Annotated in this window: 22 protein-coding genes; 13 read left to right on the top strand and 9 right to left on the bottom strand. The window is 33.0% G+C overall.

All coding sequences use genetic code 11. The annotated features are described in order from the left end of the window. Positions 1-63 precede the first annotated feature (63 nt). Positions 64-657 (top strand): hypothetical protein, encoded by a 594-nt coding sequence (locus tag ACFFGA_RS14620; RefSeq protein ID WP_386065111.1) that lies wholly within the window; start codon positions 64-66, stop codon positions 655-657. Between the two features lie 3 nt (positions 658-660). Here ACFFGA_RS14620 and ACFFGA_RS14615 read toward each other — a convergent pair whose 3' ends face one another. The 7 genes from ACFFGA_RS14615 to tsaD all read right to left on the bottom strand — a co-directional run bounded on the left by ACFFGA_RS14615 (position 661) and on the right by tsaD (position 7,135). Next, the gene (locus ACFFGA_RS14615) at positions 661-1,842 is read right to left on the bottom strand and encodes a THUMP-like domain-containing protein (RefSeq protein WP_386065109.1); all 1,182 of its coding nucleotides are present in this window, start codon (positions 1,840-1,842) and stop codon (positions 661-663) included. A 7-nt stretch (positions 1,843-1,849) separates the two neighbouring features. Further along, a complete protein-coding gene (locus ACFFGA_RS14610) occupies positions 1,850-2,938 on the bottom strand; it encodes an AI-2E family transporter (protein WP_386065107.1) in 1,089 nt (362 codons plus the stop codon). 67 nt (positions 2,939-3,005) lie between these two features. Next, positions 3,006-3,509: a TrmH family RNA methyltransferase gene (locus ACFFGA_RS14605; protein ID WP_386065105.1), complete on the bottom strand. Its 504-nt coding sequence runs from the start codon at positions 3,507-3,509 to the stop codon at positions 3,006-3,008. 66 nt (positions 3,510-3,575) lie between these two features. Then, on the bottom strand, positions 3,576-4,217 hold the full coding sequence (locus ACFFGA_RS14600; RefSeq protein WP_386065103.1) for a DUF4159 domain-containing protein: 642 nt from the start codon (positions 4,215-4,217) through the stop codon (positions 3,576-3,578). Beyond that, the gene (locus ACFFGA_RS14595; protein ID WP_386065101.1) at positions 4,218-4,925 is read right to left on the bottom strand and encodes a 16S rRNA (uracil(1498)-N(3))-methyltransferase; all 708 of its coding nucleotides are present in this window, start codon (positions 4,923-4,925) and stop codon (positions 4,218-4,220) included. Beyond that, complete coding sequence (locus tag ACFFGA_RS14590) at positions 4,925-5,554, bottom strand: peptidylprolyl isomerase (RefSeq protein WP_386065099.1); 630 nt, start codon at positions 5,552-5,554, stop codon at positions 4,925-4,927. The genes ACFFGA_RS14595 and ACFFGA_RS14590 overlap by 1 nt, the downstream gene beginning before the upstream one ends. 558 nt (positions 5,555-6,112) lie before the next feature. Then, positions 6,113-7,135 (bottom strand): tRNA (adenosine(37)-N6)-threonylcarbamoyltransferase complex transferase subunit TsaD, encoded by a 1,023-nt coding sequence (gene tsaD / locus ACFFGA_RS14585; protein WP_386065097.1) that lies wholly within the window; start codon positions 7,133-7,135, stop codon positions 6,113-6,115. A 370-nt stretch (positions 7,136-7,505) separates the two neighbouring features. On the opposite strand from tsaD, the gene ACFFGA_RS14580 reads away from it, so the two are divergent. The 5 genes from ACFFGA_RS14580 to ACFFGA_RS14560 all read left to right on the top strand — a co-directional run bounded on the left by ACFFGA_RS14580 (position 7,506) and on the right by ACFFGA_RS14560 (position 15,105). Next, complete coding sequence (locus ACFFGA_RS14580; RefSeq protein WP_386065095.1) at positions 7,506-11,708, top strand: translocation/assembly module TamB domain-containing protein; 4,203 nt, start codon at positions 7,506-7,508, stop codon at positions 11,706-11,708. Between the two features lie 137 nt (positions 11,709-11,845). Beyond that, positions 11,846-12,832 (top strand): 6-phosphofructokinase, encoded by a 987-nt coding sequence (gene pfkA / locus ACFFGA_RS14575; protein WP_386065093.1) that lies wholly within the window; start codon positions 11,846-11,848, stop codon positions 12,830-12,832. Between the two features lie 28 nt (positions 12,833-12,860). Continuing rightward, positions 12,861-13,862 carry a type I glyceraldehyde-3-phosphate dehydrogenase gene (gap, locus tag ACFFGA_RS14570; protein WP_386065090.1) on the top strand — a complete coding sequence of 334 codons (1,002 nt, stop codon included), beginning with the start codon at positions 12,861-12,863 and terminating at the stop codon, positions 13,860-13,862. Positions 13,863-13,939: 77 nt separating this feature from the next. Then, positions 13,940-14,809, top strand: coding sequence for an N-acetylglucosamine kinase (locus ACFFGA_RS14565; protein ID WP_386065088.1), 870 nt, complete (start codon positions 13,940-13,942; stop codon positions 14,807-14,809). 113 nt (positions 14,810-14,922) lie between these two features. Next, positions 14,923-15,105: a hypothetical protein gene (locus tag ACFFGA_RS14560; RefSeq protein ID WP_386065086.1), complete on the top strand. Its 183-nt coding sequence runs from the start codon at positions 14,923-14,925 to the stop codon at positions 15,103-15,105. A 46-nt stretch (positions 15,106-15,151) separates the two neighbouring features. On the opposite strand, the gene ACFFGA_RS14555 is transcribed toward ACFFGA_RS14560, so the two are convergent. Then, on the bottom strand, positions 15,152-16,426 hold the full coding sequence (locus ACFFGA_RS14555; protein WP_386065084.1) for an MFS transporter: 1,275 nt from the start codon (positions 16,424-16,426) through the stop codon (positions 15,152-15,154). Next, positions 16,426-18,054, bottom strand: a complete 1,629-nt coding sequence (locus ACFFGA_RS14550; protein WP_386065082.1) for an acyl-CoA carboxylase subunit beta — start codon at positions 18,052-18,054, stop codon at positions 16,426-16,428. The genes ACFFGA_RS14555 and ACFFGA_RS14550 overlap by 1 nt, the downstream gene beginning before the upstream one ends. Before the next feature lie 303 nt (positions 18,055-18,357). On the opposite strand from ACFFGA_RS14550, the gene ACFFGA_RS14545 reads away from it, so the two are divergent. The 7 genes from ACFFGA_RS14545 (at position 18,358) to ettA (ending at position 24,365) form a co-directional block, all read left to right on the top strand. Further along, complete coding sequence (locus tag ACFFGA_RS14545; RefSeq protein ID WP_386065076.1) at positions 18,358-20,106, top strand: agmatine deiminase family protein; 1,749 nt, start codon at positions 18,358-18,360, stop codon at positions 20,104-20,106. A 141-nt stretch (positions 20,107-20,247) separates the two neighbouring features. Then, positions 20,248-20,778 carry an NADPH-dependent FMN reductase gene (locus ACFFGA_RS14540; RefSeq protein WP_386065074.1) on the top strand — a complete coding sequence of 177 codons (531 nt, stop codon included), beginning with the start codon at positions 20,248-20,250 and terminating at the stop codon, positions 20,776-20,778. Positions 20,779-20,780: 2 nt separating this feature from the next. Beyond that, the gene (locus tag ACFFGA_RS14535; protein ID WP_386065072.1) at positions 20,781-21,062 is read left to right on the top strand and encodes a GNAT family N-acetyltransferase; all 282 of its coding nucleotides are present in this window, start codon (positions 20,781-20,783) and stop codon (positions 21,060-21,062) included. 1 nt (position 21,063) lies between these two features. Continuing rightward, a complete protein-coding gene (locus tag ACFFGA_RS14530; protein WP_386065070.1) occupies positions 21,064-21,501 on the top strand; it encodes a MarR family winged helix-turn-helix transcriptional regulator in 438 nt (145 codons plus the stop codon). Positions 21,502-21,539: 38 nt separating this feature from the next. Next, positions 21,540-22,265, top strand: a complete 726-nt coding sequence (locus tag ACFFGA_RS14525) for a pirin family protein (protein WP_386065068.1) — start codon at positions 21,540-21,542, stop codon at positions 22,263-22,265. Between the two features lie 110 nt (positions 22,266-22,375). After that, the gene (locus ACFFGA_RS14520) at positions 22,376-22,558 is read left to right on the top strand and encodes a CAL67264 family membrane protein (protein WP_386065066.1); all 183 of its coding nucleotides are present in this window, start codon (positions 22,376-22,378) and stop codon (positions 22,556-22,558) included. Positions 22,559-22,673: 115 nt separating this feature from the next. After that, positions 22,674-24,365, top strand: a complete 1,692-nt coding sequence (ettA, locus tag ACFFGA_RS14515; protein ID WP_386065064.1) for an energy-dependent translational throttle protein EttA — start codon at positions 22,674-22,676, stop codon at positions 24,363-24,365. The last annotated feature ends 33 nt before the right edge of the window (positions 24,366-24,398 follow it).

Raw genomic sequence — 24,398 nt, 5'->3', positions numbered from 1 at the left:
CTTACTAGTCTAATAGTGAGGCTTTTTTTTATCTTCATTATTGTTTATTTTTAGATTTATATTATGTCTAAATATAAAAATGATAGAGCCTTTACCGATTATGTGCATAAGCATATAGCATCACCACAGATATACAAACCTTTAAACTGGCAAGAAGTTAAACTCAAGGACAGCTACGCTGAATATATTGATATGGTCAAAGGAATAGACTATGTCTTTTTGAAAGATGATGCTGTAATGACCGTTCAAGAGCGTTTTAGAGAGTCTAAATATAAAGAGTATTCCGATTTTACGATTAGATATCGTAGAGATGAAAACAAGTTTGATGATAGAAAGGAATCTGAATATTATAAAATGGAAGCACATTACTTTACTTATGGCATTATTGATAACTCTAAAGCAGATGTAAATGCATCATCCAGTTTTTTGAAATATGCCATAATAGATTTAAAGAAAGTCTATGAAAAATTAGACTCTAAACTAATTTTTATCTCAGATAACAATAAGAATACCTGCGAAATAGTTGATGGTAATAGGATTCAATGTCCTGTAAAATATAATTCTGACGGCTCGTCATCATTTTTCCCAATAGATATTTCTTTTTTAGTGCAACTTTGGGGAGACGAGATGCTTATAGCTCAAAAGGGGTTTTTATAGTGGTCAATTAACCTTTGAGCAAACTAATATTATTTTCTCGTCGTCAAGATTGGTTGTAAAGAACAAATAGATGTTTCCTCCATCTTTTATTTTTAGCTTTTTTCGAATTTCTACTACAGATAAAGGAAAATTTCGTGTAGTTATATTAGCTTTTTTTACACCTTGTTTAGCTAATGCTTTTTTGTTGAATGGTAGTTTTTTTTCAATTTTAAAACATCTTCCAGGAAAATCTATAAGTGTTTCTGAGGTGTATAAATGTGAATGCTTGTGCAGTTTTGAAACATCTAATTGATGGGCTATTGAGTTAAACGCACCCGATTTTAAGATGGCTACATTTGGCTCGTAGATATATGTAAGTGGTTTACTATAATTTGGGCTTATGTTATGTTCATCATCTAATTTAAAATCGAATATTTGATTTTCTTTTGTTCTAAGATTTACCGTTTTTACCACAATATCTTTTTCATAGCCCCTTTCTAACAACCATAATAGTTCTTTTACTTCATTATTTACAGCTACGACATGGATTTCTTTTACAAACTCCAAATCTGCTAGTGTTGCTTTTATGTCTAATAATGGAGAGGTTTTAATCATCACATTTTTAGCATATTTCAAAAATAAATTTTGAAATAATTTTATATCTGGAGCACAATCTGATAGCAGAAACACCTTGTTTTTAGAGTCATCTCTGCGTGAAGGGTCTATGTAAATCCAATCAAACGACTGATTGGCTTGCTTTAAAGCTTCAATGCCATTCTCGTTTGTGCAATTTATGTTGTGAGCTTTAAGCTTTGAGTAATTATGCTTTACAATTTCAGAAAGTTTTGGGTTTATTTCGCAATGCGTAACATCTTTAATTTGTTTTGAGAAATAATAAGCATCAACACCAAAACCACCAGTAAGGTCAATTAATGAATTTCCTGATACTAATCCAGCTTTGTATTCTGCAGTTGCTTCAGAGGAGGTTTGCTCTATATTTAGTTTGTTGGGATATATAATATCTTTAGAATTAAACCAGGTAGGTAGCTTCTTTTTACAGCGCTTTTTAGCTTCAATTTGCTCTATGATTAGCTTAGGGTCAACAGCTTTAAGAGGAATACCTTTTAATAATAAACTGGAAATATCAGCATTTATATTTGAGTTTATAAATTCTTGATTTTCAATATTTAAAATTGACTTATCCAAACTAAAACTAAAGGTCTTTTGTGAGTTTGCTAACGACCTTGTATTCTGATAAAAACTCTTTCAAAATTACTTTTATTGCTGTGTATGCTGGCACTGCAACAATCATTCCTACAATACCAAATAAAATACCAGCGATAATAATAACTAAGAAAATTTCTAAAGGATGCGATTTTACACTTTTAGAAAAAATAAACGGTTGGCTAAAGAAATTGTCCACCAATTGAGCTATAACAAAACCTATCATTACATAAGTGGTTTTTGGTAAAATGACTTCGCTAAAACTTTCGCCTAAATTACTAGACATACTTAATAACAACATTAAAAAACCACTAACTAAAGGTCCAACATAAGGTACTAAGTTGAGTAATGCGCATAAGAATGCAATAACCACGGCATTGTCTATTCCAAAGATTAATAGCACAGCAGTGTAAACGATAAATAGAATTAATATTTGAAAAATAAGACCAACAAAATAGCGCGATAGTAAATCTTTTATTTTTGTGAAAGAACGTTTAGATCGTGTTTCGTTTCCCTTAGGTATAAAAGTCATAATACCATCTTCAAATAGTTTACTGTCTTTTAGAAAGAAAAATGAAATAAACAGTACTGAAAACAAACCAATGCTAAAGCTGCCTAAACCGCTAATAAAGCTGTTCAAAAAATTTGGAATAACCGCAAAATCCAGTTTAGATAGTAGGTTAGAGTCTTTTATAGATTGCTCTACATCGATGTTGTTAAATTCAAAATAAGTAACAATTTGGTCGTATAGGTTTTCGATATTGTTTTCAAGTTGTTGAATGTTTAATAATGATAATTTTTGACCTTGGTCTGCTATCAAAGGAATAAAAAGACCAACCAAACCAATAAATAAACCAATAAGTAAAACCATAGTGACCACAACTGCAATAGTGTTGTTAAACTTAAGTTTGCGTCTTAAAAAAATGACTATTGGTCTTCCAATTAAAGAAATTACAGCAGCTATTGCTATATAAACAATGACTGATTGAATTTTATATAAAAAAAACAGTACCAATACAATAGCAGATAATATACCTATTGCTCTTAAAATACCGTTTGCGATGAGTTTAGAATTCATTTTGTAAATATAACCAATGCCAATGAAATTCTTGTCTGTCTATAAGCAGGAATTCAATACGGCAAATTTATGAACTAAGTTGTTTAGTGATTTCATAGAGTGTGATGCTTGTAGCCTGTACCACATTCATACTGCTATTATTACCGTACATGTTAATATGCACAATGGCATCGCATTGCTTTAAAATAGCATCAGATATTCCAAAATTCTCATCACCCAAAATTAGTGCAATTGGTAGATTGGTATTTAACTTAAAGTCTTTGAGTTCTATACTGTTATTTGTGATTTCTAAAGCGATTATATATGTTTTATTGGCTTTGAGCTCTTTTATAACCGTGTTGATATCCGCTTCAATTTTGTGTTTGACGTATTTTTCTGTAGATCTTGAAGTTTTAGTCATGCGTTTCCCTAAAGGAATAGTATCTCCACAGAAAATTAATTCTTCAATATTAAAAGCATCAGCAATTCTAAACAAACTACCAATATTTGGGGCATTGGTAATATTATCACATACTAAAGTGATGGGATGCTTTTTCTTTTTAAAGTTTGATGTGTAGTGGGTGAGTTGCAAATTAATTTTAGATTTTTAAATTTCGATTTACGATTTCTTAATTCTAAAATCGTATATCTGCAATCGTCAATTAGTAAAAGCATACTTAACAATATTAGCTCCCATTTTTAGTGCTTTTTCTCTTACTTCTTCTGGGTCATTGTGTACTTCTTGATCTTCCCAACCATCGCCTAAATCACTTTCAAATGTAAATAACAATACTAATCTGCCTTCATAAAAAATACCAAAAGCTTGTGGTACTTTACCATCGTGCTCATGGATTTTTGGTAAGCCATTGGCAAATTTAAATGCTGTATTAAATATTTCGTGATCTTTTGGAATTTCTTTCAGTTCATTATTAGGGAATACCTTTTTTAGCTCTTTTGTAATGTAAGGCTCCATACCATAGTTGTCGTCTATATGTAGAAAACCACCAGAAATTAAGTATTTTCTTAGGTTTTCGGCATCATCATCATCAAAGAATACGTTGCCATGACCTGTCATGTGTAACAACGGAAATTGAAAAATATCTGTGCTGCCAACTTCTACAGTTTGAATATTTTCATTGATATTAGTATCAATATTATCGTTACAATACTTAACTAAGTTTGGTAATGCAGTTGGGTTACTGTACCAATCGCCACCACCTTTGTATTTTAATACTGCGACATCTTGCGCGAGTAGTGTGGTAGCGAAAAGCGAAAAGAATATAGTTATTAAGAATCTCATTTATTTATCATTGATTAACGCGATAGAATGACAAGCTACTACTGCAGCTGTTTCCGTGCGTAAACGTGTGTCACCCAAAGTTACAGGAATAAAATTGTGATGCAAAGCAATTTCAATTTCTTTAACGCTAAAATCTCCTTCAGGACCGATTAAAATTATAGCGTCTTCATTTACTTTAAGTTGCGATTTTAATGATTTTTTATCACTCTCTTCACAATGCGCTATAAAGGTTTGATTTGTGAAATTTTGACTTACAAAATCTTTAAATGCAACAGGAGTGTTTAGTTTTGGTAAATAACATTGTAAAGATTGTTTCATAGCAGATTGAATGATTTTTTCAAAACGCTCTAATTTCACAACCTTACGTTCACTATTGTCGCAAATAATTGGTGTTATTTCTTCAATACCAATTTCTGTGGCTTTTTCTAGAAACCACTCATAACGATCGTTCATTTTTGTAGGTGCAACTGCCAAATGTAGGTTGTAATTTCGTTTGGGCTGTAAGCTTTGCGAAGTTACATTCACTGTACACTGTTTCATATTAGCTACAGTCAATTCAGCTTCAAATAGCCAACCTTTTCCGTTGGTAATATGTAATTGGTCTTCTGTTTTTTTTCGAAGCACTTTTACGATATGTCTGCTTTCGTCCTTATCAAAGCTAAATACACTATCGTTGCTAGATATGTTTGGGTTGTAGAATAATTGCATTAATCAATAGCTTCGGTATATTTTAATACTGTAATCTCTTCAATTGGTTTTGGATCGAAGGTTTTTAATACAATATAATGCCATTTTTTGTCGGTTATGTCTAGTGTAAAAATAGCATTGGTTTCGTGGTTTTTTATAGCCTCTTCAAATTCTGGATGCATCTGTCCCTCAGGAAACCAGCCTAAATCTCCACCACGTTTAGCACTTAAATCCATAGAATGTAGTTTTGCTAAGGCTTCAAATTTATAGCCCTCTTTGTATTGCTTAAGAATTTTTTCTCGTTTGGCGTTAATTTCATCTAAGGTCAGTTTGCTACCATCAAAATAAATACAACTAGCTCTGTAATGTAATACGTCGTTTTTGTCAATAATCTTGTAATAGGTTTTGTTGTAGTCGGTTTTTATAACTTCTTTTCCGCCTTTAGAAAGTTTAAAAAGAGATTCTGCCAATCTTGTTTTGTGTTTCTCTTTGTTGAAAGTAAAGAGTTTACTCTTGTTGGCTCTTTTGTGAGTTTTTGCAAAGGTTTTAGCTTCTTCTGTTGTGGATATGGAATCTAGTTCTTGTTCTAATGATTCTTGAGAAAAGCATAAAAAAGGAATGAAAAGTAATAGTGCTAAAAGCGGTTTCATATTATTTTGAGATTGATTGCACTACAAAACAACTAAATTTTAAAGTGAAATAGAACAAAAGCAATTTAGCTTATCAACAGATGTTTTAACAATTCTACTCTTGTCTTTTAAAAAAGCGCTTTATAAGACCAATTAATACATTAATAATCAATAATAGTTGTGATATAGAAACAACAACAATGATAGTCATTAGTATATAGGTGTTATTCATTGGATTATCAAAAAGAGGAAATCGAGAGTTTGTGCCAGCAGGACTTATAAAATCATAAAAACTTAGAAATATTGTAAATAAAATAATGCCAGCTATAGTTATTGTAGTATGTATTTTAGATAGACTTTTAATTAAATTTATTGGACTTTTTGAAATCAACCAATAAATAAAACCAATTACTATAACAGGTAAAATTATTCCAACTATTATATCAGCATAAAAAGTAACATAATATTCACCTAATATGTTGAAAACAAAAGTGAACTTTTTAACTTTGAAGATTACCCATACAATCGCCAAAAGGATAAATAGATAGAAGTAATATTTATATGTTTTTTGCTTTATTATCATATCTTCAACCGAGCCGTAGCCATCACATCAAAATCTGCAAAATCTTGTTCTAAATACTTTAAATACCCAACAATAGCAATCATAGCAGCATTGTCTGTAGTGTATTCAAATTTTGGGATATAACTTGTCCAGCCATGTTTCTTTTCGGCATCTTTCAAGGCTTTTCTAATGCCAGAGTTTGCCGAAACACCACCACCAATAGCAATATGTTTTATGCCTGTTTGTTTTACGGCAAGTTTCAATTTGTCCATTAAAATCCCAATAATGGTATATTGAATGGAAGCACAGATATCATTTAAGTTTTCTTCAACAAAATTTGGATTGGCTTTTACCTCACGTTGTACAAAATAAAGTATTGCGGTTTTTAACCCAGAAAAGCTAAAGTTAAGTCCATCAACCTTTGGCTTTGTAAATTTATAAGCCTTCGGATTTCCCAGTTGTGCTCTTTGGTCTATTTCTGGTCCTGCAGGATAGCCAAGTCCTAATACTTTTCCGCTTTTGTCATAAGCTTCACCAACCGCATCATCAATAGTTTCGCCAAGAACTTCCATTTCAAAATAATTGGTCACTTTTACAATTTGTGTATGACCTCCAGAAATAGTCATTGCCAAAAAAGGAAATGGTGGTTTTTTGTGGTGGTCTTCTTCAATAAAATGTGCCAAAATATGAGCTTGCATGTGGTTAACATCAATCAAAGGAATATCCAAACCATAAGCCAAAGATTTTGCAAACGAAGCACCAACCAACAATGAACCCATTAATCCTGGTCCACGTGTAAAAGCTATAGCGCTCAGTTGGTCTTTGGAAATTCCAGCTTTTTTAAGTGCCTGATGCACCACAGGAACAATATTTTGCTGGTGCGCTCTCGAGGCTAATTCTGGTACAACACCACCATATTCTGCATGTATTTTTTGGTCTGCAACAACATTGCTGAGAATTTTATCGTTACATAGTATAGCGGCAGAAGTATCATCGCAAGAAGATTCAATACCAAGGATATAAATATTTTCTTTTTTCATAATCGTTATTGGGCACAATTATTGTTAATTTTACGGGATATAGTCTAAGACAGTATTTAACAACGTATTGTATAGGCAAATGTAGTGAAGATTTCATCAATTCTTAAGTGTAATTCTTATCAAAAAGATACTCAAAATAATAGGCAAAATAATAGGAATATTTTTACTCCTGTTTCTTATTGTTTTTTTAATTCTGGGAATTCCTGCTGTACAAACCAAACTTGGTAAGTACGCAACAAAACGATTAAATGATGATTTTAAAACCGATATCAACATCGGAAGAGTTGGTCTTCAACTCAATGGCGACATCGAATTAAAAGATATTTTAATAAGAGATTACAAAAAGGACACACTAATTAGTATTGGTGAGTTGAATAGTTCTATCGTTAGTTTTAAAAATCTCTATTATAGTAAACTGAATTTTGGTGACATTGACATCCAAAATTTAGTATTTAACTTAAAAACGTACAAAGGATCAGAGGATACCAACCTAGATGTTTTTGTGGCTAAGTTTGATGATGATAATCCAAGGGTTGGACCGAGTGAATTTCTGTTTTCATCAAGTGATGTGTCAATTGAAGATGGTATTTTTAGGTTGATTGATGAAAACCTTGAAACTCCAAAAGTATTTGAGTTTACAGCATTAAATGCCAATACAACCAATTTCCTAATTAATGGACCAGATGTAAGTGCTCGTATCAATAAATTTAGTTTTAATGATAGTAGAGGAATTGCTGTAGATAATCTTATGGCGAATTTTGAGTACACCTTAGACCATATGAATTTTGGTGACTTAAACATCAAAACCAAAGGCTCAGAATTAAAAGGAGATTTAAGATTTGACTATAAACGCGAAGACTTAAAAGATTTCACTGACAAGGTAAATGTAACAGCAAGCTTTAAGGATTCTGAAGTTTCACTTACAGAACTCAATGTGTTTTTTGATGAGTTTGGAGTTAATCAACGTGCTAGCTTAAATGCAGATTTGTCTGGTACGCTAAATAATTTGGTTACTAAAAACCTCAATGTAAGCACAACAAGAAATACGAGAATTATTGGTGATATTACGTTCAAAAATTTATTTAACAGAGAAGATGATAGTTTTGCTTTGGATGGTAAATTTCAAAACCTAGCATCAAACTATAATGATTTAACGGCTCTATTACCTCGAATTCTTGGTAATGCTATACCAACGGTTTTATCTAAAGTTGGGAATTTTAAAATCAATGGAACTTCTCACATAACTTCCAAGCGCATTGATGCCAATATAAATATAGATACGGATTTAGGCTATGTAAAGTCCGATTTAAAACTCACAAATATTGATGATATTGATAATGCCAATTATATTGGTAATATCGTTTTTGATGAGTTTGACATTGGCAAACTCATTAATGATCCTAAAGTAAAAAGAGTTTCGGCAAATGTAGATGTGGATGGAAAAGGCTTTACGCTAGATAATCTAATGACAGACGTAACAGGTGATGTTTACAGTCTTGAGTATAATGATTATACTTATAGAGATATAAACGTGTCTGGAGATTTAGGAAACAAAATTTTTAACGGAGTATTAAAGGCAGAAGACCCTAATTTGCAACTAGACTTTAATGGATTGGTTGATTTTGCTCAAGAACAGAAGAAGTTCGATTTTAAAGCCAATGTTGGTTATGCCAACCTAAAAGTTTTAAATTTTGTTACAAGAGACAGTATATCCGAGTTTAGAGGTTTGGTTAGTATGACTGCAACAGGTACTGACATAGATAATGCAAGCGGAACCATTAACATTAAAAACACAACATATAAAAACCAGGATAATAGATATAGGTTTGAAGATTTTGATATTGTATCCTCTTTTAATGGTGCGGTACGTTCAATCTCTATTAACTCCCCAGATATTATTAATGGAAAAATATCTGGCCAGTTTAAAACTAAAGATATTTTAAATTTAGTTGAAAATTCTGTTGGTAGCATTTATACCAATTATGTGCCTAATGAAGTTGAAGAAAATCAATATATAGATTTTAGATTCAATATTTACTCAAAAATTGCTGCGGTATTTTTCAAGGATTTAACCTTGGGAAAAAATACGTTTATAGAAGGACGAATAGAAACCGATGAAAAGGGATTTGATTTAACATTTAATTCTCCTGAAATTAAGTTTCAAGAGTATTTTGCTAATAATATTAATATCAGTGTAGATAACAGCAACCCAATTTATAACACTTTTATAGAAATCGATAGCCTTAGCGCAGGTGTATACAATGCTTCAGATTTTAGCCTAATTAATGTTACCAAAAGAGATACGCTTCTTATTAAATCTGAATTTAAAGGAGGTAAGAACAATCAAGATAGTTTTAATCTTAATCTGTTTTATACCATAGACGAAGCTAATAAGTCCATTATTGGTTTTAGAAAATCCGACGTTATATTTAAAGGTTATGAGTGGTTTGTTAATTCAGAAAAAAATGCATTCAACAAAATACGTTTTGACAGAAAGTTTAAAACCTTTGATATTTTTCCAATTACCATAAATCAAGGTAATGAAGAGATTGAACTTTCAGGTATTATAAGTGATAGTGTCAATAAAAACTTAAGAGTAGATTTTAAAGATGTTCAATTGGTGAAGATTACTCCGAGGATTGATAGCCTTTCGTTAAGAGGAATTGTTAACGGTAAGTTGGATATTTTGCAGAACAATGGTGTATATCTTCCAAAATCCGATGTAGAAATTAGCTCACTTTTTGTAAATGATTATGATTTAGGAAATCTTTCAGCAAAAGTTGAAGGTAACAACTCAATTACAAATTACAATGTAGATGTATCGCTTGTAAATGATAATTTAACCTCATTGCTGGCAAAAGGCTCTATTGATGTTGCTGAGAAAAATCCTAGAATAAATTTAGACGTAACGTTTGAAGAATTTTTATTAGATCCACTCAACCCATTAGGCGAAGGTGTTATAAGTAACATTAGAGGTCTAGTATCTGGAAACGCAAGGGTTACAGGTAGTCTTAAAAAGCCAAGTATTAACGGAGAGCTGTTGCTAGATAGAGCAGGTATGTCTATACCATATCTCAACGTGGATTATGGTTTTGATTTTGATTCCAAAGTTACGCTCAAGGATCAAAGATTTATATTCAATGATGTAGCCATGACTGATTCTAAATTCTTCTCAAAAGGTAACCTCAATGGCTATATTGAACACGATAATTTTTCTAACTGGAAACTTGGGTTAGACTTAACAACAAATCGTCTTTTGGTATTAAACACAAAAGAATCTGAAGACGAATTGTATTACGGAACTGGTTTTATATCTGGTAGTGCTAAAATAAAAGGGCCGACAAATCAGTTGGTTATTGATGTTGAAGGGAGTACTGCACCTGGAACAGAATTTAATATTCCGCTCAATGATTCGGAGAGTTTTGGAGACAATTCATTCATTCATTTTCTAACTCCTGAAGAAAAAGCAGCAAGAATTAATGGTGAAATAACAGAAACGATTGAAGTAAAAGGGTTAGAGCTAAATTTTGATTTAAATGTTAACCAAAACGCCAGTATAGAAATTGTAATAGATAAAGATTCAGGAAGCACTATAAAAGGTAGAGGCGAAGGAAATTTGGTATTCTTAATAAATACCAACGGTACATTTAATATGTGGGGAGATTTTGCGGTGTTTGAAGGTAGCTATAACTTTAAGTATCGTGGATTGGTAGAGAAAAAATTTGAAGTAGAGCGCGGAGGAAATATTGTTTGGGAAGGAGATCCAATGAAAGCGCAAATAGACATAAAAGCAGTTTATCATGGATCTGCTAATCCTTCAGTACTATTAGATAATCCAATTAGTCAAACCATTCCTGTAGAAGTAGAGATACAACTTACAGGTCAATTAGAGCAGCCAGAGCCAGAGTTTAATTTTAATTTCCCTACGGTAACATCTACTGTAAAATCTGAGTTAGATTATAGGCTATCTTCAAAGGATGAGCGCGATAACCAAGCCTTAATATTTTTGGCAACAGGTGGTTTTGCTAGTGGAGTAGCGGATGTCAATTTCTCAGGTACTATTGCAGAACGTCTCAGTGGAATAGTCAATAATCTATTAGGAGGTGATAATGATGATTTAAGAGTTGGTGTAGATTTTGAACTAGGTCAGGATACACCAGAATTGCAAACTAACAGTAGAGTGGGCTTAACGTTACAAACCAAAATATCCGATAAGATTTTAGTTAATGGTAAAGTTGGTGTACCATTTGGCACAGCACAACAAACAACTATTACTGGTGATGTACAGATAGATTGGTTATTGAACGAGGATGGTACATTTAGGGCAAAAGTGTTCAATAGAGAAAATAACATTAGAAACTTTGGAGAGGAAATAGGTTACACCCAAGGTTTAGGTTTATCTTACAATGTAGAATTTGATACCTTCAAGGAATTGCTTCAAATAATATTTTCTGGAAAAAACAGAAAGGATAAAGAGGCAAAAAAAGAAGCTGAGAAAAAGGAAGAAGAGGATAATGATTTTATGCCAGATTATATGACAATGAAGAAGGAAAAGACAAAAACTAAGTCTTAAAAACACTACATTTTTCCAATTTATTAAAATACTTATTAACGAAAACGTTTGAATTGGTTTTCGTTAATTTTTTTTATAGAAATAGTCGCTTCATTGTTAGCATTGTTTATTAATTTTACTATAAATATTTACAAAGAATGCTTCATTCAATTAAAAAAATGGCTGTTTTAACTTCTGGAGGAGACTCTCCAGGAATGAATGCAGCGATCAGATCTGTAGTTAGAGCTTGTGCTTTTCACAACATAGAGTGTATTGGAATTTATAGAGGTTATGAAGGGATGATTGATGGAGATTTTATCTCAATGGATGCACGTAGTGTAAAAGGCATTATAAATAAAGGAGGTACAATCTTAAAATCTGCACGTTCTCAAGAGTTTAGAACTAAAGAAGGTAGAATAAAAGCACATAATCAACTTAAAAAAGCTGGTATCGATGCTTTTGTTGTAATTGGTGGTGATGGTAGTTTTACTGGTGCAATGGTTTTTAATCAAGAGTTTGGTTTTCCTGTTATGGGAATCCCAGGAACCATAGATAATGATATTTATGGTACAACGCACACTTTAGGCTACGATACTGCATTAAACACCGTAGTAGAAGTAATTGATAAAATTAGAGATACCGCTAGTTCTCATAATAGACTGTTCTTTATTGAAGTTATGGGTCGTGATGTTGGACATATTGCCTTAAATGCTGGAGTTGGTGCAGGTGCTGAAGAAATTCTTATTCCTGAAGAAGATTTAGGTCTAGACAGGTTGTTGGATTCTTTAAGACGAAGTAAGCAATCTGGTAAATCTTCAAGTATAGTAGTTGTTGCAGAAGGTGATAAAATAGGCAAAAGCGTTTTTGAACTTAAAGATTATGTAGAAGAAAACATGTCTGAGTACGAAGTACGTGTATCTGTATTAGGTCACATGCAACGTGGAGGTTCACCTTCATGTTTTGATAGAGTTTTGGCAAGTAGAATGGGAGTTAAAGCTGTTGAAAGCTTATTAGAAGGAAAAAGCAATTATATGGTTGGTTTAAAGAATGATGTTATGGATTTAACACCATTTGACCAAGCAGTAAAAGGAAAATCAAAAATTAACATGGAACTCCTAAGAGTTTCAGATATAATGACAACTTAATAAAATAAGAAATTAATTAATAGTACATATGGCAGATTTAAAATTAGGAATCAACGGATTTGGAAGAATAGGAAGAATAGTGTTTAGAGCAACTGTAAAACGTAATGACGTTGACGTAGTAGCTATAAACGATTTATTAGATGTAGAGCACTTGGCTTATCTTTTAAAATACGATTCTGTACACGGAAGATTTGATGGTACAATCGAAGTTAAAGACGGAAACTTAGTTGTTGACGGAAAAACAATTAGAGTTACAGCAGAAAGAGATCCAAAGAATTTAAAGTGGGATGAAGCAGGAGCAGATGTCGTTGCTGAATGTACAGGGATTTTTACAACTTTAGAAACAGCACAATATCATATCGATGGTGGCGCAAAGAAAGTAGTAATTTCTGCACCAAGTAAGGATGCACCAATGTTTGTAATGGGTGTTAATGATGATAAATTAACAGCTAGTAATACTATTGTATCAAACGCATCTTGTACAACAAACTGTTTAGCTCCTTTAGCTAAAGTAATTGAAGATAACTTTGGTATTGAGGAAGCGTTAATGACAACGATTCACGCAGCAACTTCTACACAGTTTACTGTAGATGCACCATCTCGTAAAAATTACAGACTAGGTCGTTCTGCAATTAACAACATTATACCAACATCTACAGGTGCTGCAAAAGCAGTAGGAAAAGTAATTCCTGAATTAGATGGTAAGTTAACAGGTATGGCATTTAGAGTGCCAACTGTTGATGTATCTGTAGTGGATTTAACAGTGAAAACTAAAAAAGAAACATCATTAGCCGAAATTAAAGCAGCAGTTAAAAAGGCAGCTGAAGGCTCTATGAATGGTGTAATGGGTTACACAGAAGATGCTGTAGTATCTCAGGATTTTGTTAGTGAAGAAAGAACAAGTGTATTTGATGCAGATTCTGCAATAGAATTGAATTCTACATTCTTTAAACTTGTATCTTGGTACGATAATGAGTTTGGCTATTCTAACAAACTTGTAGATTTAGCTCAAAAGGTAAATAACCTTTAATACATAGTATAATTCTTAAAATTCCGTAGGATTATGTATTCTCATAGACTACGGAATTTTTTTATAAAAGCATCATCATGATTCTAATTACAGATGGAGGTTCAACAAAATGCGATTGGATTGCAATAGATGAAAATGGCAAACAAGTTGTTGATAAAATAAGAACTAAAGGTTTAAACCCTGCTATTGTTGCAGAAAAAAAACTTAACAAAACGATTCGAAAAAGTAAAGAACTAATGGCTATAGCCAGTGAGGTTACACATGTTTACTTTTACGGAGCAGGTTGTGGTACAGAAAAACCTAGGCTATTATTAAAGATGATACTTGAATCTTTTTTTACAAGTGCTGTAGTGGAAGTAAGGGAAGATACTTATGCAGCAGTCAGAGCATGTATTAATTCTAATGATGAAGCTGCTGTGGTATGTATTTTAGGGACAGGATCTAATTGTAGTTACTACGATGGTAAAGATTTGCATCAACGTGTAGATAGTCTTGGATTTATATTAATGGATGATGCAAGTGGTAATTATTTTGGCAAACAATTAATAAGAGATTATTATTTTAAAAAAATGCCAGATACTATTAGTGTGGCATTTGCTCATAAACATAATTTAGAAGCAGACTTTATTAAGTATAATCTATATAAACAAACTAATCCAAGTGCATATTTAGCAGACCATGCTGAATTTATGTTTATAAATAAGGATTCAGAATATATTAGTAATATTATTACAAAAGGTATTCGTTTGTTTGCTGAAAATATGATTATGCAATTTAAAGAGGAATTAAAAACTGGAATTCCTGTGCATTTTGCAGGTTCTATTGCGTTTTTTGGTCAAGAAGAAATTAAGCAAGTAGCAGAAGAGTTTGGCTTTAAAGTTGGAAATTTCGTAAGACGACCAATAGAAGGTTTAGTGGATTACCACGTAAAGAACCTACAATTATAAACTAACACGAAACGCATAATGTTTATTTCGTGTTAATAAATGTTGTTTTGGCTATTGTAAAACTTATTAATTGGTTATATCTTTGTGCCAGCAACAAAAAATGAAACGCAATTATGTTCGAATTTGATCAGTATTTAGGATTTTTAGCATTTTTAACCATTTTAACTATAGGGTTTTGGTTAATGATATTCCTTTTAACATTTGTAATTCCTTACTGGATTTTTGGGTCTTCAATAGAGCGTTTAAAAGAAATTAGAGAAGAAAAAAAAGCTAAGCGTGAAGGTTTGACGCATTAATAGCATTTTTATATTATAAAGATAAGAGCGCATTGGCGCTCTTTTTTTATGCGTTTTTTTTCGAATATTTATAAAGCATGAAAGAAGCAACCAATCCAGCCAATGTAAATAAACTCATTACACCAAAAGCATGTTGCAATCCAACAGCACCTTTATTAGCATCTAAAAAATAACCCATTATAAGTCCTGCAAAAATATCTGGTGTATAACCCACAACTGAAATAAAACCAACTGCAGTTCCTGTGACAGTTATTGGTATTTTAGCTTCTTCAAGCGTCGCGAAATATAAAACTCTAGCAGAGTAGACACCTAAGGCCATGGTTCCAATAGATAAGACAAATAGAAGGGTTGTAGAGTTGTTAATAATTCCAAGATAGAATATGAGACTGGTTGTTGTCATTAGCAAAAATCCAATTACAATCCATAATGAAGCTTTTGTTCTATCAGCGAGCAAACCAATAACAACACCAATAATAGGCCGAACATACAATAGGGATGTTCCAACTTTGGCAGCTTCAATTTTGTTATAGCCCATTACTTGTTCGGCATATTTACTAAAAAGATCAGTCATTTTATAGCCGTAATATGCACATAGAATAATAATCATAAGTAACCAAACCGCTCTATATTTCATCACTATTTTAAAATTCTCTATGGTCAATAGTTTAGAAGGTTTATCAGATTCTATGGATTCTGTTTCTGTAAATTTTAAAAAGAAAAAGACAATAAAGCCTATACACATTACGGCAATTGAGGTATAAGTTATCACTTCTTTAAATGCTAAACGACGTTCTATTATTGAGGTTAATTCAACCTCTTTGGTAATAAATAATGAAAATATTATGACACCAACAGAACCAAAAAGTGCAGCCACCAAACCACGACCACCATCTAGAAATCCAAATGCGATGCCTTGTTTGTGAACTCCTCCCCAAATCCTGGTGGCTTTTATCATAGCTGCCCAAAAAAGGAAAATAGTGGTAAAACCCCAAAAGCCATAAAGTATATGTAGATAATATAGGTTAGGATATGTTGCTAAATAGAATCCGCCGACAGCTGTTAAAATAAGTGCAACTGACATTAAAATATGGGGTTTAAATTTATCAGCTAATGGTCCACCAAAAAAATAGGAAACTAATGCAATAATACCATAAGCTGCAAAACAACTTCCAATTTCAGTGTCAGTAATAGAGAAGGATTCTAAAAAAGTGGATCTAAAAATACGTTGTAATACAAACGGTAAAATAAATACAGCCTCTGCCGCTAATATTAATAATACTATAACGTATAAAGGCTGTTTTTTTTGATCAGGTACGTGCATCAAACTTGTAAAACTCCCATATTAAAAGGCTTTTCAATTGGCGCATGATTAGCAGCTTCAATGCCCATACTTATCCAAGTTCTTGTATCTAGCGGGTCAATAACACCATCGGTCCAAATACGTGAAGCCGCATAATAAGGAGACACTTGGTTATCGTATCTGTCTTTTATTTTGTTAAATAATTCTTCTTCTTTTTCTTTAGTAATAGTTTCACCTTTCTTTTTAAGCGAAGCGGTTTCAATCTGCAACAATACTTTGGCAGCAGAATTTCCACTCATCACAGCTAACTCTGCACTTGGCCAAGCAGCAATTAACCTTGGGTCATAAGCTTTACCGCACATAGCATAATTTCCTGCTCCATAACTATTACCTATAACAATCGTGAATTTTGGTACGACAGAATTACTAACGGCATTTACCATTTTTGCACCATCCTTTATAATTCCTGAATGTTCAGACTTGCTACCAACCATAAAACCAGTAACGTCTTGTAGAAAAACCAATGGAATTTTTTTCTGATTACAATTGGCAATAAATCGTGTGGCTTTATCTGCAGAGTCATTATATATAACCCCACCAAACTGCATTTCGCCTTTTTTAGTTTTTACTAGCTGACGTTGATTGGCAACAATGCCGACAGCCCATCCATCAATACGTGCATAGGCTGTGATGATAGTTTTTCCGTAGCCTTCTTTATATTCTTCAAATTCAGAATTATCAACCAAACGCTTAATGATTTCTTTCATATCGTATTGGTCAGCTCTGCTTTTTGGAAGTATTCCATAAATATCTTCCGGATTTTCTTTTGGTTTTGCAGCTTTAACTCTATTATAACCGGCTTTATCAAAATCACCAATTTTATCGACTATATTCTTAATTTTATCCAAAGCATCTTTGTCGTCCTTGGCTTTATAATCTGTAACACCAGAAATTTCACAATGTGTTGTAGCACCTCCTAATGTTTCGTTATCAATAGTTTCACCAATAGCAGCTTTTACTAAATAACTTCCTGCTAAGAAAATACTTCCGGTTTTGTCAACGATTAAAGCCTCATCGCTCATAATAGGTAAGTAGGCTCCACCTGCAACACAACTTCCCATTACTGCAGCAATTTGGGTAATTCCCATGCTGCTCATAACGGCATTATTTCTAAAGATGCGACCAAAGTGCTCTTTATCAGGGAATATTTCATCTTGCATAGGTAAAAACACACCAGCACTATCTACTAAATAGATAATTGGTAAACGGTTTTCTATAGCAATTTCTTGGGCTCTTAAATTCTTTTTTCCAGTTATTGGAAACCAAGCTCCTGCTTTTACAGTAGCATCATTAGCAACAACAATACATTGCTTTCCTTTAATATATCCTATTTTTATAACCACTCCACCAGAAGGACAACCACCATACTGCTCGTACATATCTTCTCCTGCAAAAGCACCAATTTCTATTGATTTGGCCTTTGGATCTAAAAGATAATTAATACGCTCACGAGCGGTCATTTTTCCTTTACTGTGATGTTTGTCAATACTTTTTTGTCCACCTCCAAGTTTAACTTTCGCTAAACGTTTTTTTAGGTCAGAAAGGAGTAGTTTATTGTGATCTTCGTTTTTATTAAAATTAATATCCATTGAGCATAGTTTGTTTGGTACGAATTTACAAAACATTATCATTTAAAATCTAACTCTAGTTCTGCAAAAATCTAAGGTGATACTAATAATTGTAATAAAATTAAACTATGGACATCTATACCATTTAACTATAAAATGCATTTTGTCGATAAAATTTGCATTTAAACGACGGGTTTCATATACTTGTACTGTTAATTGTTACAAAATTTAAAATTATTGACGTAATAAACATAAATGCAGTGCTCTATTTGTAAAAGATATTCCTGCTCATAACCAACCCCAATTAAATAAACTTAACCAATTATGATACCTATTAAACAGCGACTAGTTCTAGTTGCATTCATCTTATCCATGTTTAGCCAAACATTTGCTCAGGAAGAAACACTTCTTCCTAAAGGGCTTACAGAGACTGAAAAGTCTATTGTATCTAACTATCAATTTAAAAGTGCTCTCGTTACTCAAGCTCCTACTGGTTCTGTAAGAACAGCAGCAGAATGGGAAGAAGTGGAATACTTAGTAATACGTTGGACCTCAAACTATCAAAATATTTTACGCCAGATTGTTGAAGTAGGTGTGTCTGAGTGTAAAGTCATTATTGCAACCCAAAATCAGGCAAGTGTGTCTAGTTACTTAAGCTCTAATGGTGTAGATCTTACAAATGTTTCCTTTTTAAATGTTCAATCAAATACGATTTGGATGAGAGATTATGCAGGGAATACAATTTATTCTAATGATGTCGGTGAGCGTGCCTTAGTTGATTGGATTTACAACCGACCAAGACCTTATGATGATGCTATGCCAGTATCGCATGCCAGTATGTTGAGTATTCCGATTTATGAAACAATTTCTGGTACTAATGATTTAGTCAATACAGGAGGAAACTTCATGTCTGATGGTCTTGGAAATGCTTTTGCATCCGAGCTTATTCTCGAGGAAAATGAACCTGGCAACCCATATGGTGTAACAGCAAAATCTGAAACTGAAATAGACAATATTATGCAGAACTATATGGGAATTAATAATTACATAAAAATGCCAATATTGCCCTATGATGGTATTCATCATATAGATATGCATATGAAGCTACTGGATGAAGAAACATTACTGGTTAGCAAATATCCTGATGGTGTCGCAGATGGTCCTCAAATCGAAGCTAATATTCAATATGTATTAAACAATTTTCAATCTCCTTTCGGTACTCCTTATAAAGTAGAGTGGGTTGACGCACCACCAAGTACTTCTGGGCTTTATCCAGACTCAGGTGGTTATTACCGTACATATAGTAACTCATTGATTTTAAATAAATCGATTATAGTACCAGTTTATAGACCAGAAGTAGATGGACCAGCTTTAGCTAAGTATCAAGAATTAATGCCTGGATATAATGTGGTAGGCATTGATGTAGATAATTCTGGTGAGAATTTAATTTCTTTAAGTGGTGCTATACACTGTATCACTCATACCATTGGTGTTGCTGATCCTTTGTGGATAGTTCATCAGCCTGTGGACAATGTCTCTATGGGCTCAACTGTGACTATAGATGCTATGATTAAACATGTATCTGGAATTAGCACAGCTAAAGTATTTTGGAGGGAAGAAGGTACAACTACGTTTAATGAAGCTACAATGAGTCATGTAAGTGGAGATGACTGGACAGTTAATCTTCCACCTGCTGCTAGCGTAACAGATATCGATTATTACATTGAGGCAGAAGCAGTATCTGGAAAGCAACTAACCAGACCTTTGGTAGCACCAGCTGGATATTGGACCACAAAAGTAAATACATTATCTGTAGATGAATTGGCCTTAAATAGTATTTCTTCACCTTATCCTAATCCAACACTTAATGAAGTATCTTTTAATTTAAAAAACATCGAAGAGCCTTTTTCGGTAACTATTTATAATGATTTAGGTCAAAGATTATTTAGTAAAGACATTAATAGCGGACAGAGAGTGTTAAACTTTACTTTAAATAGTGAATGGTATGGAGTCTTACACTTTGTTTTTGAAAGCAATTCAGGAAGTGTGAGTAGAAAGGTCGTCAAATTATAATAAACCTATATTTCAAGTTTTATAAAAGTGTCTTCGGACACTTTTTTTGTTAATTTAAGTTAAATATATTTCCTCGGTAATATATTCCTAGGAAAATAAATATTTATTTCGTAGCTTTGTTATACCAAAAAACAAGAGTATATGAAAACAATTATAGCATTTGCAGGAAGTAATAGTAGTACATCGATAAATAAACAACTAGCAACCTATGCTGCATCATTGGTCGATGGTGTAGAGGTAACGGTTCTAGATTTAAATGATTTTGAAATGCCGATTTATAGTTCTGATAGGGAGAAAGCTTCTGGTTTTCCAGAGCAAGCCTTAGATTTTATTTCTAAATTAAAAAGTGCTGATGGTATTGTGGTTTCTTTAGCGGAACATAATGGAGCTTATTCAGCAGCTTTTAAGAATATATTTGATTGGGCTTCTAGAGTAGAACAAAAAACATTTTTGTCTAAGCCAATGTTGTTAATGGCAACATCTCCTGGAGCACGAGGTGGTGCATCTGTTTTGGGTATGGCCTTAGATCGTTTTCCTAGACATAATGCTAATATTGTTGGTAAATTTTCTTTGCCATCATTTAATAACAACTTTTCTGATGGTAAAATAACTAATGAAGCGCTTAATGAAGCGTTGATAGAGCAAGTGAAACAATTTAAACAAAGTTTATAGTCATGAACATAAATCACGAAAAGGCAGAAAGCAAAGGACGTTTCTATTATTTGGTAGATGGTGTTGAAAAGGCTCACATGACGTACACTCATGCAGGTGCTAATAAAATCATTATAGACCATACAGAAGTTGATGAATCTTTAAAAGGACAAGGAGTTGGTTACAAATTGGTAGAAACTGCAGTAGATTATGCGAGAAAAAACAACCTTAAAATTATGCCGCTTTGCCCATTTGCAAATGCAGTTTTTAAGAAACGAAGTGAGTATAATGATGTAAGATTTTAATATGGGCGATTTAGCAAAAGATATCAATTCTACGTTTCCAAATAATAGAGTAAAAGCATTACTTAATATTATTTATACAGCCAATTGGATTACGAGTTGTCAAAATGAATTTTTTAAAGACTTTGGGATTTCTCCACAGCAATACAATATTTTAAGAATTCTGAGAGGTGCCGATGAGCCTTTAAAAGTACAGACAATAAAAGATAGAATGTTAGAACGTTCGCCAAATGCAACGCGATTAATGGATAAGCTTTGTGCTAAAAAACTAATTGAACGTTTGCCTTCAGAAAATGACAGACGTGTTGTAGAAATCACAATTACATCTGCAGGAAATGAACTGTTAGAATCAATTCCTAACAATTTAAATAATGAATTGCTTAAAAATTTAAATGAAGAAGAAGCAGAGCAATTAAGCAATCTGCTAGATAAAATGCGCTAATGCATTTATAATTAATAATAAATAGAAAGGAAATTAAAATGAAAACAATAATGCACAAAGCTGATAGTAGAGGTTTTGCTAACCATGGTTGGTTACAGGCAAATCATTCGTTTAGTTTTGCAAGTTGGTACCAACCAGAAAAAGTTCATTTTGGTGCACTACGAGTATTAAATGATGATATCATTGCTCCAAAAATGGGATTTGGTACGCATCCACACGATAATATGGAGATTATTACCATTCCATTAAAAGGTGTTTTAAAGCATCGCGATAATATGAATGACGAATGGCAACCTGTTGTTCCTGGCGAAGTTCAGGTGATGTCAGCAGGAACAGGAGTACAGCATTCAGAAATTAATGGGTCTGTAGATGAATATTTAAGCCTGTTTCAAATTTGGATTATACCAGAAAAGCAAGGTGTTGCGCCTCGATATGATCAGAAAACTTTCAAAGCTGAAGACAGAAAAGGAAAGCTTCAAACGTTAGTTACATCTTTTGATGATAAAGATGAAAACAGTTTAAAAATTCATCAAGATGCAAGACTATCACGTATTGATTTATCCGAAAACGAAACTTATAATTATAAACTAAAAAGTGAAAATCACGGAGTTTATATGATGGTGATTTCTGGAGAGGTTAATGTTGAAGATAAAACTTTAGAGACTAGAGACGCTATTGGAATTTCTGAAACTGAAAATTTCAGCATCATGTCTAAACCAGAGAGCGAGCTGTTATTTATTGAAGTACCTATGATTAGTTTATAATATTTTTAAAATAATTTATAGTAGAAGCATCGCAATTTGTGATGCTTTTTTTATTTAAAATAGCGATATTTGTGTTTCAACTAACTAACAAAACTAAATTGAATTAGATTATGGCGATGAATAAAAATACAGTATTAGCATGGGCTACCACTATTATGATAATTGTAGGATTAGGATTAATAGCACTTGGTGCATTCCGATATGACGATGTAGCTGGTTGGGGATTTGCAGCTGTTGGTATTGGTTTTTTTGCAAATGCGTGGGTGTTTAATGCACTAAAAGGTAGAGTTTAGAAAAGCTAAGAATTCAGCTTATAACATAACAGATAAAATATAGATAATAGATTCGTTTCTAAATGACTACAATCTACCAACTATCTACAACAACTAACAACTAATTACCAAACATATGAGTGACGATAAAAAAGTAATTTTTGCGATGTCAGGTCTTACAAAGACTTTTCAAGGCGCAAATACTCCAGTATTAAAAAATATATATCTAAGTTTCTTTTACGGAGCTAAAATTGGGATTTTAGGTCTTAATGGAACTGGTAAATCAACCTTGTTGAAAATTATAGCAGGAGTTGATAATAATTACCAAGGAGATGTTGTGTTTCAGCCAGGCTATACTGTTGGTTACTTAGAGCAAGAACCAAAATTAGACGATAATAAAACGGTTATGGAGGTGGTGCGTGAAGGCGCTGCTGAAACCGTTGCTATACTTGACGAATACAACAGTATCAACGACCAGTTTGGTTTAGAGGAGGTATATAGCAATCCAGATAAAATGGAGAAGCTTATGAATCGTCAAGCAGAATTACAAGACCAAATTGATGCTGCTAATGCTTGGGAACTAGATACCAAACTAGAAATTGCCATGGACGCCTTGCGTACTCCTGAAGGTGATAAAAAAATTGGTGTGCTTTCTGGTGGTGAGCGTCGTCGTGTAGCATTGTGTCGTTTGTTATTACAAGAACCAGACGTTTTATTATTAGATGAGCCTACCAACCACTTAGATGCTGAATCTGTACACTGGTTAGAACATCATTTAGCACAATACAAAGGAACAGTTATAGCTGTAACGCACGATAGATATTTCTTAGATAACGTTGCAGGTTGGATTTTAGAGCTCGATAGAGGTGAAGGCATTCCTTGGAAAGGGAATTATTCATCTTGGTTAGACCAAAAATCTAAACGTTTAGCTCAAGAAAGTAAGACGGCCTCTAAGCGCCAAAAAACATTAGAGCGAGAGTTAGAGTGGGTTCGTCAAGGAGCAAAAGGTCGCCAAACTAAGCAAAAAGCACGTTTGAAGAATTATGATAAATTAATGAGTCAAGATCAAAAGCAACTTGATGAAAAGCTTGAAATTTACATACCAAATGGACCACGTCTAGGAACCAATGTTATTGAAGCTATTGGTGTGGCTAAAGGCTATGACGACAAGTTATTGTATGATGACTTAAACTTTAATCTACCACAAGCTGGAATTGTTGGAGTTATTGGACCAAATGGTGCTGGTAAAACCACAATTTTTAGAATGATTATGGGAGAAGAAACTCCTGATAAAGGTGAATTTAAGGTTGGTGAAACTGCTAAGATTGCTTATGTGGATCAAAAACACGCTAATATAGATCCAGAAAAATCGATATGGCAAAACTTTAGTGATGAGCAAGAGTTGGTAATGATGGGAGGACGACAAGTAAATTCTAGAGCTTATTTAAGTCGATTTAATTTCTCAGGAAGTGAACAAAATAAGAAAGTAAAATTGCTGTCTGGTGGTGAGCGTAACCGTTTGCATTTAGCAATGACACTAAAAGAAGAAGGTAATGTATTACTTTTAGATGAACCAACTAACGACCTTGATGTTAATACATTAAGAGCGTTAGAAGAAGGCTTGGAAAACTTTGCAGGTTGTGCTGTGGTTATTAGTCACGACAGATGGTTTTTGGATAGAATTTGTACACACATCTTAGCTTTTGAAGGCGATTCTCAAGTTTATTTCTTTGAAGGAAGTTTTAGCGATTATGAAGAAAATAAGAAGAAACGTCTTGGTGGTGATTTAATGCCAAAACGAATTAAGTATAAAAAGTTAGTTAGGTAATATAAATACCATTATAACGAAAAAGCCAGCAAT

Origin of the sequence: Winogradskyella pulchriflava (assembly GCF_042434315.1) — a bacterium.
GTDB lineage: Bacteria > Bacteroidota > Bacteroidia > Flavobacteriales > Flavobacteriaceae > Winogradskyella > Winogradskyella pulchriflava.
Note: the sequence above shows the minus strand (reverse complement) of the source record. Positions and strands in the feature narration are given on the sequence as shown.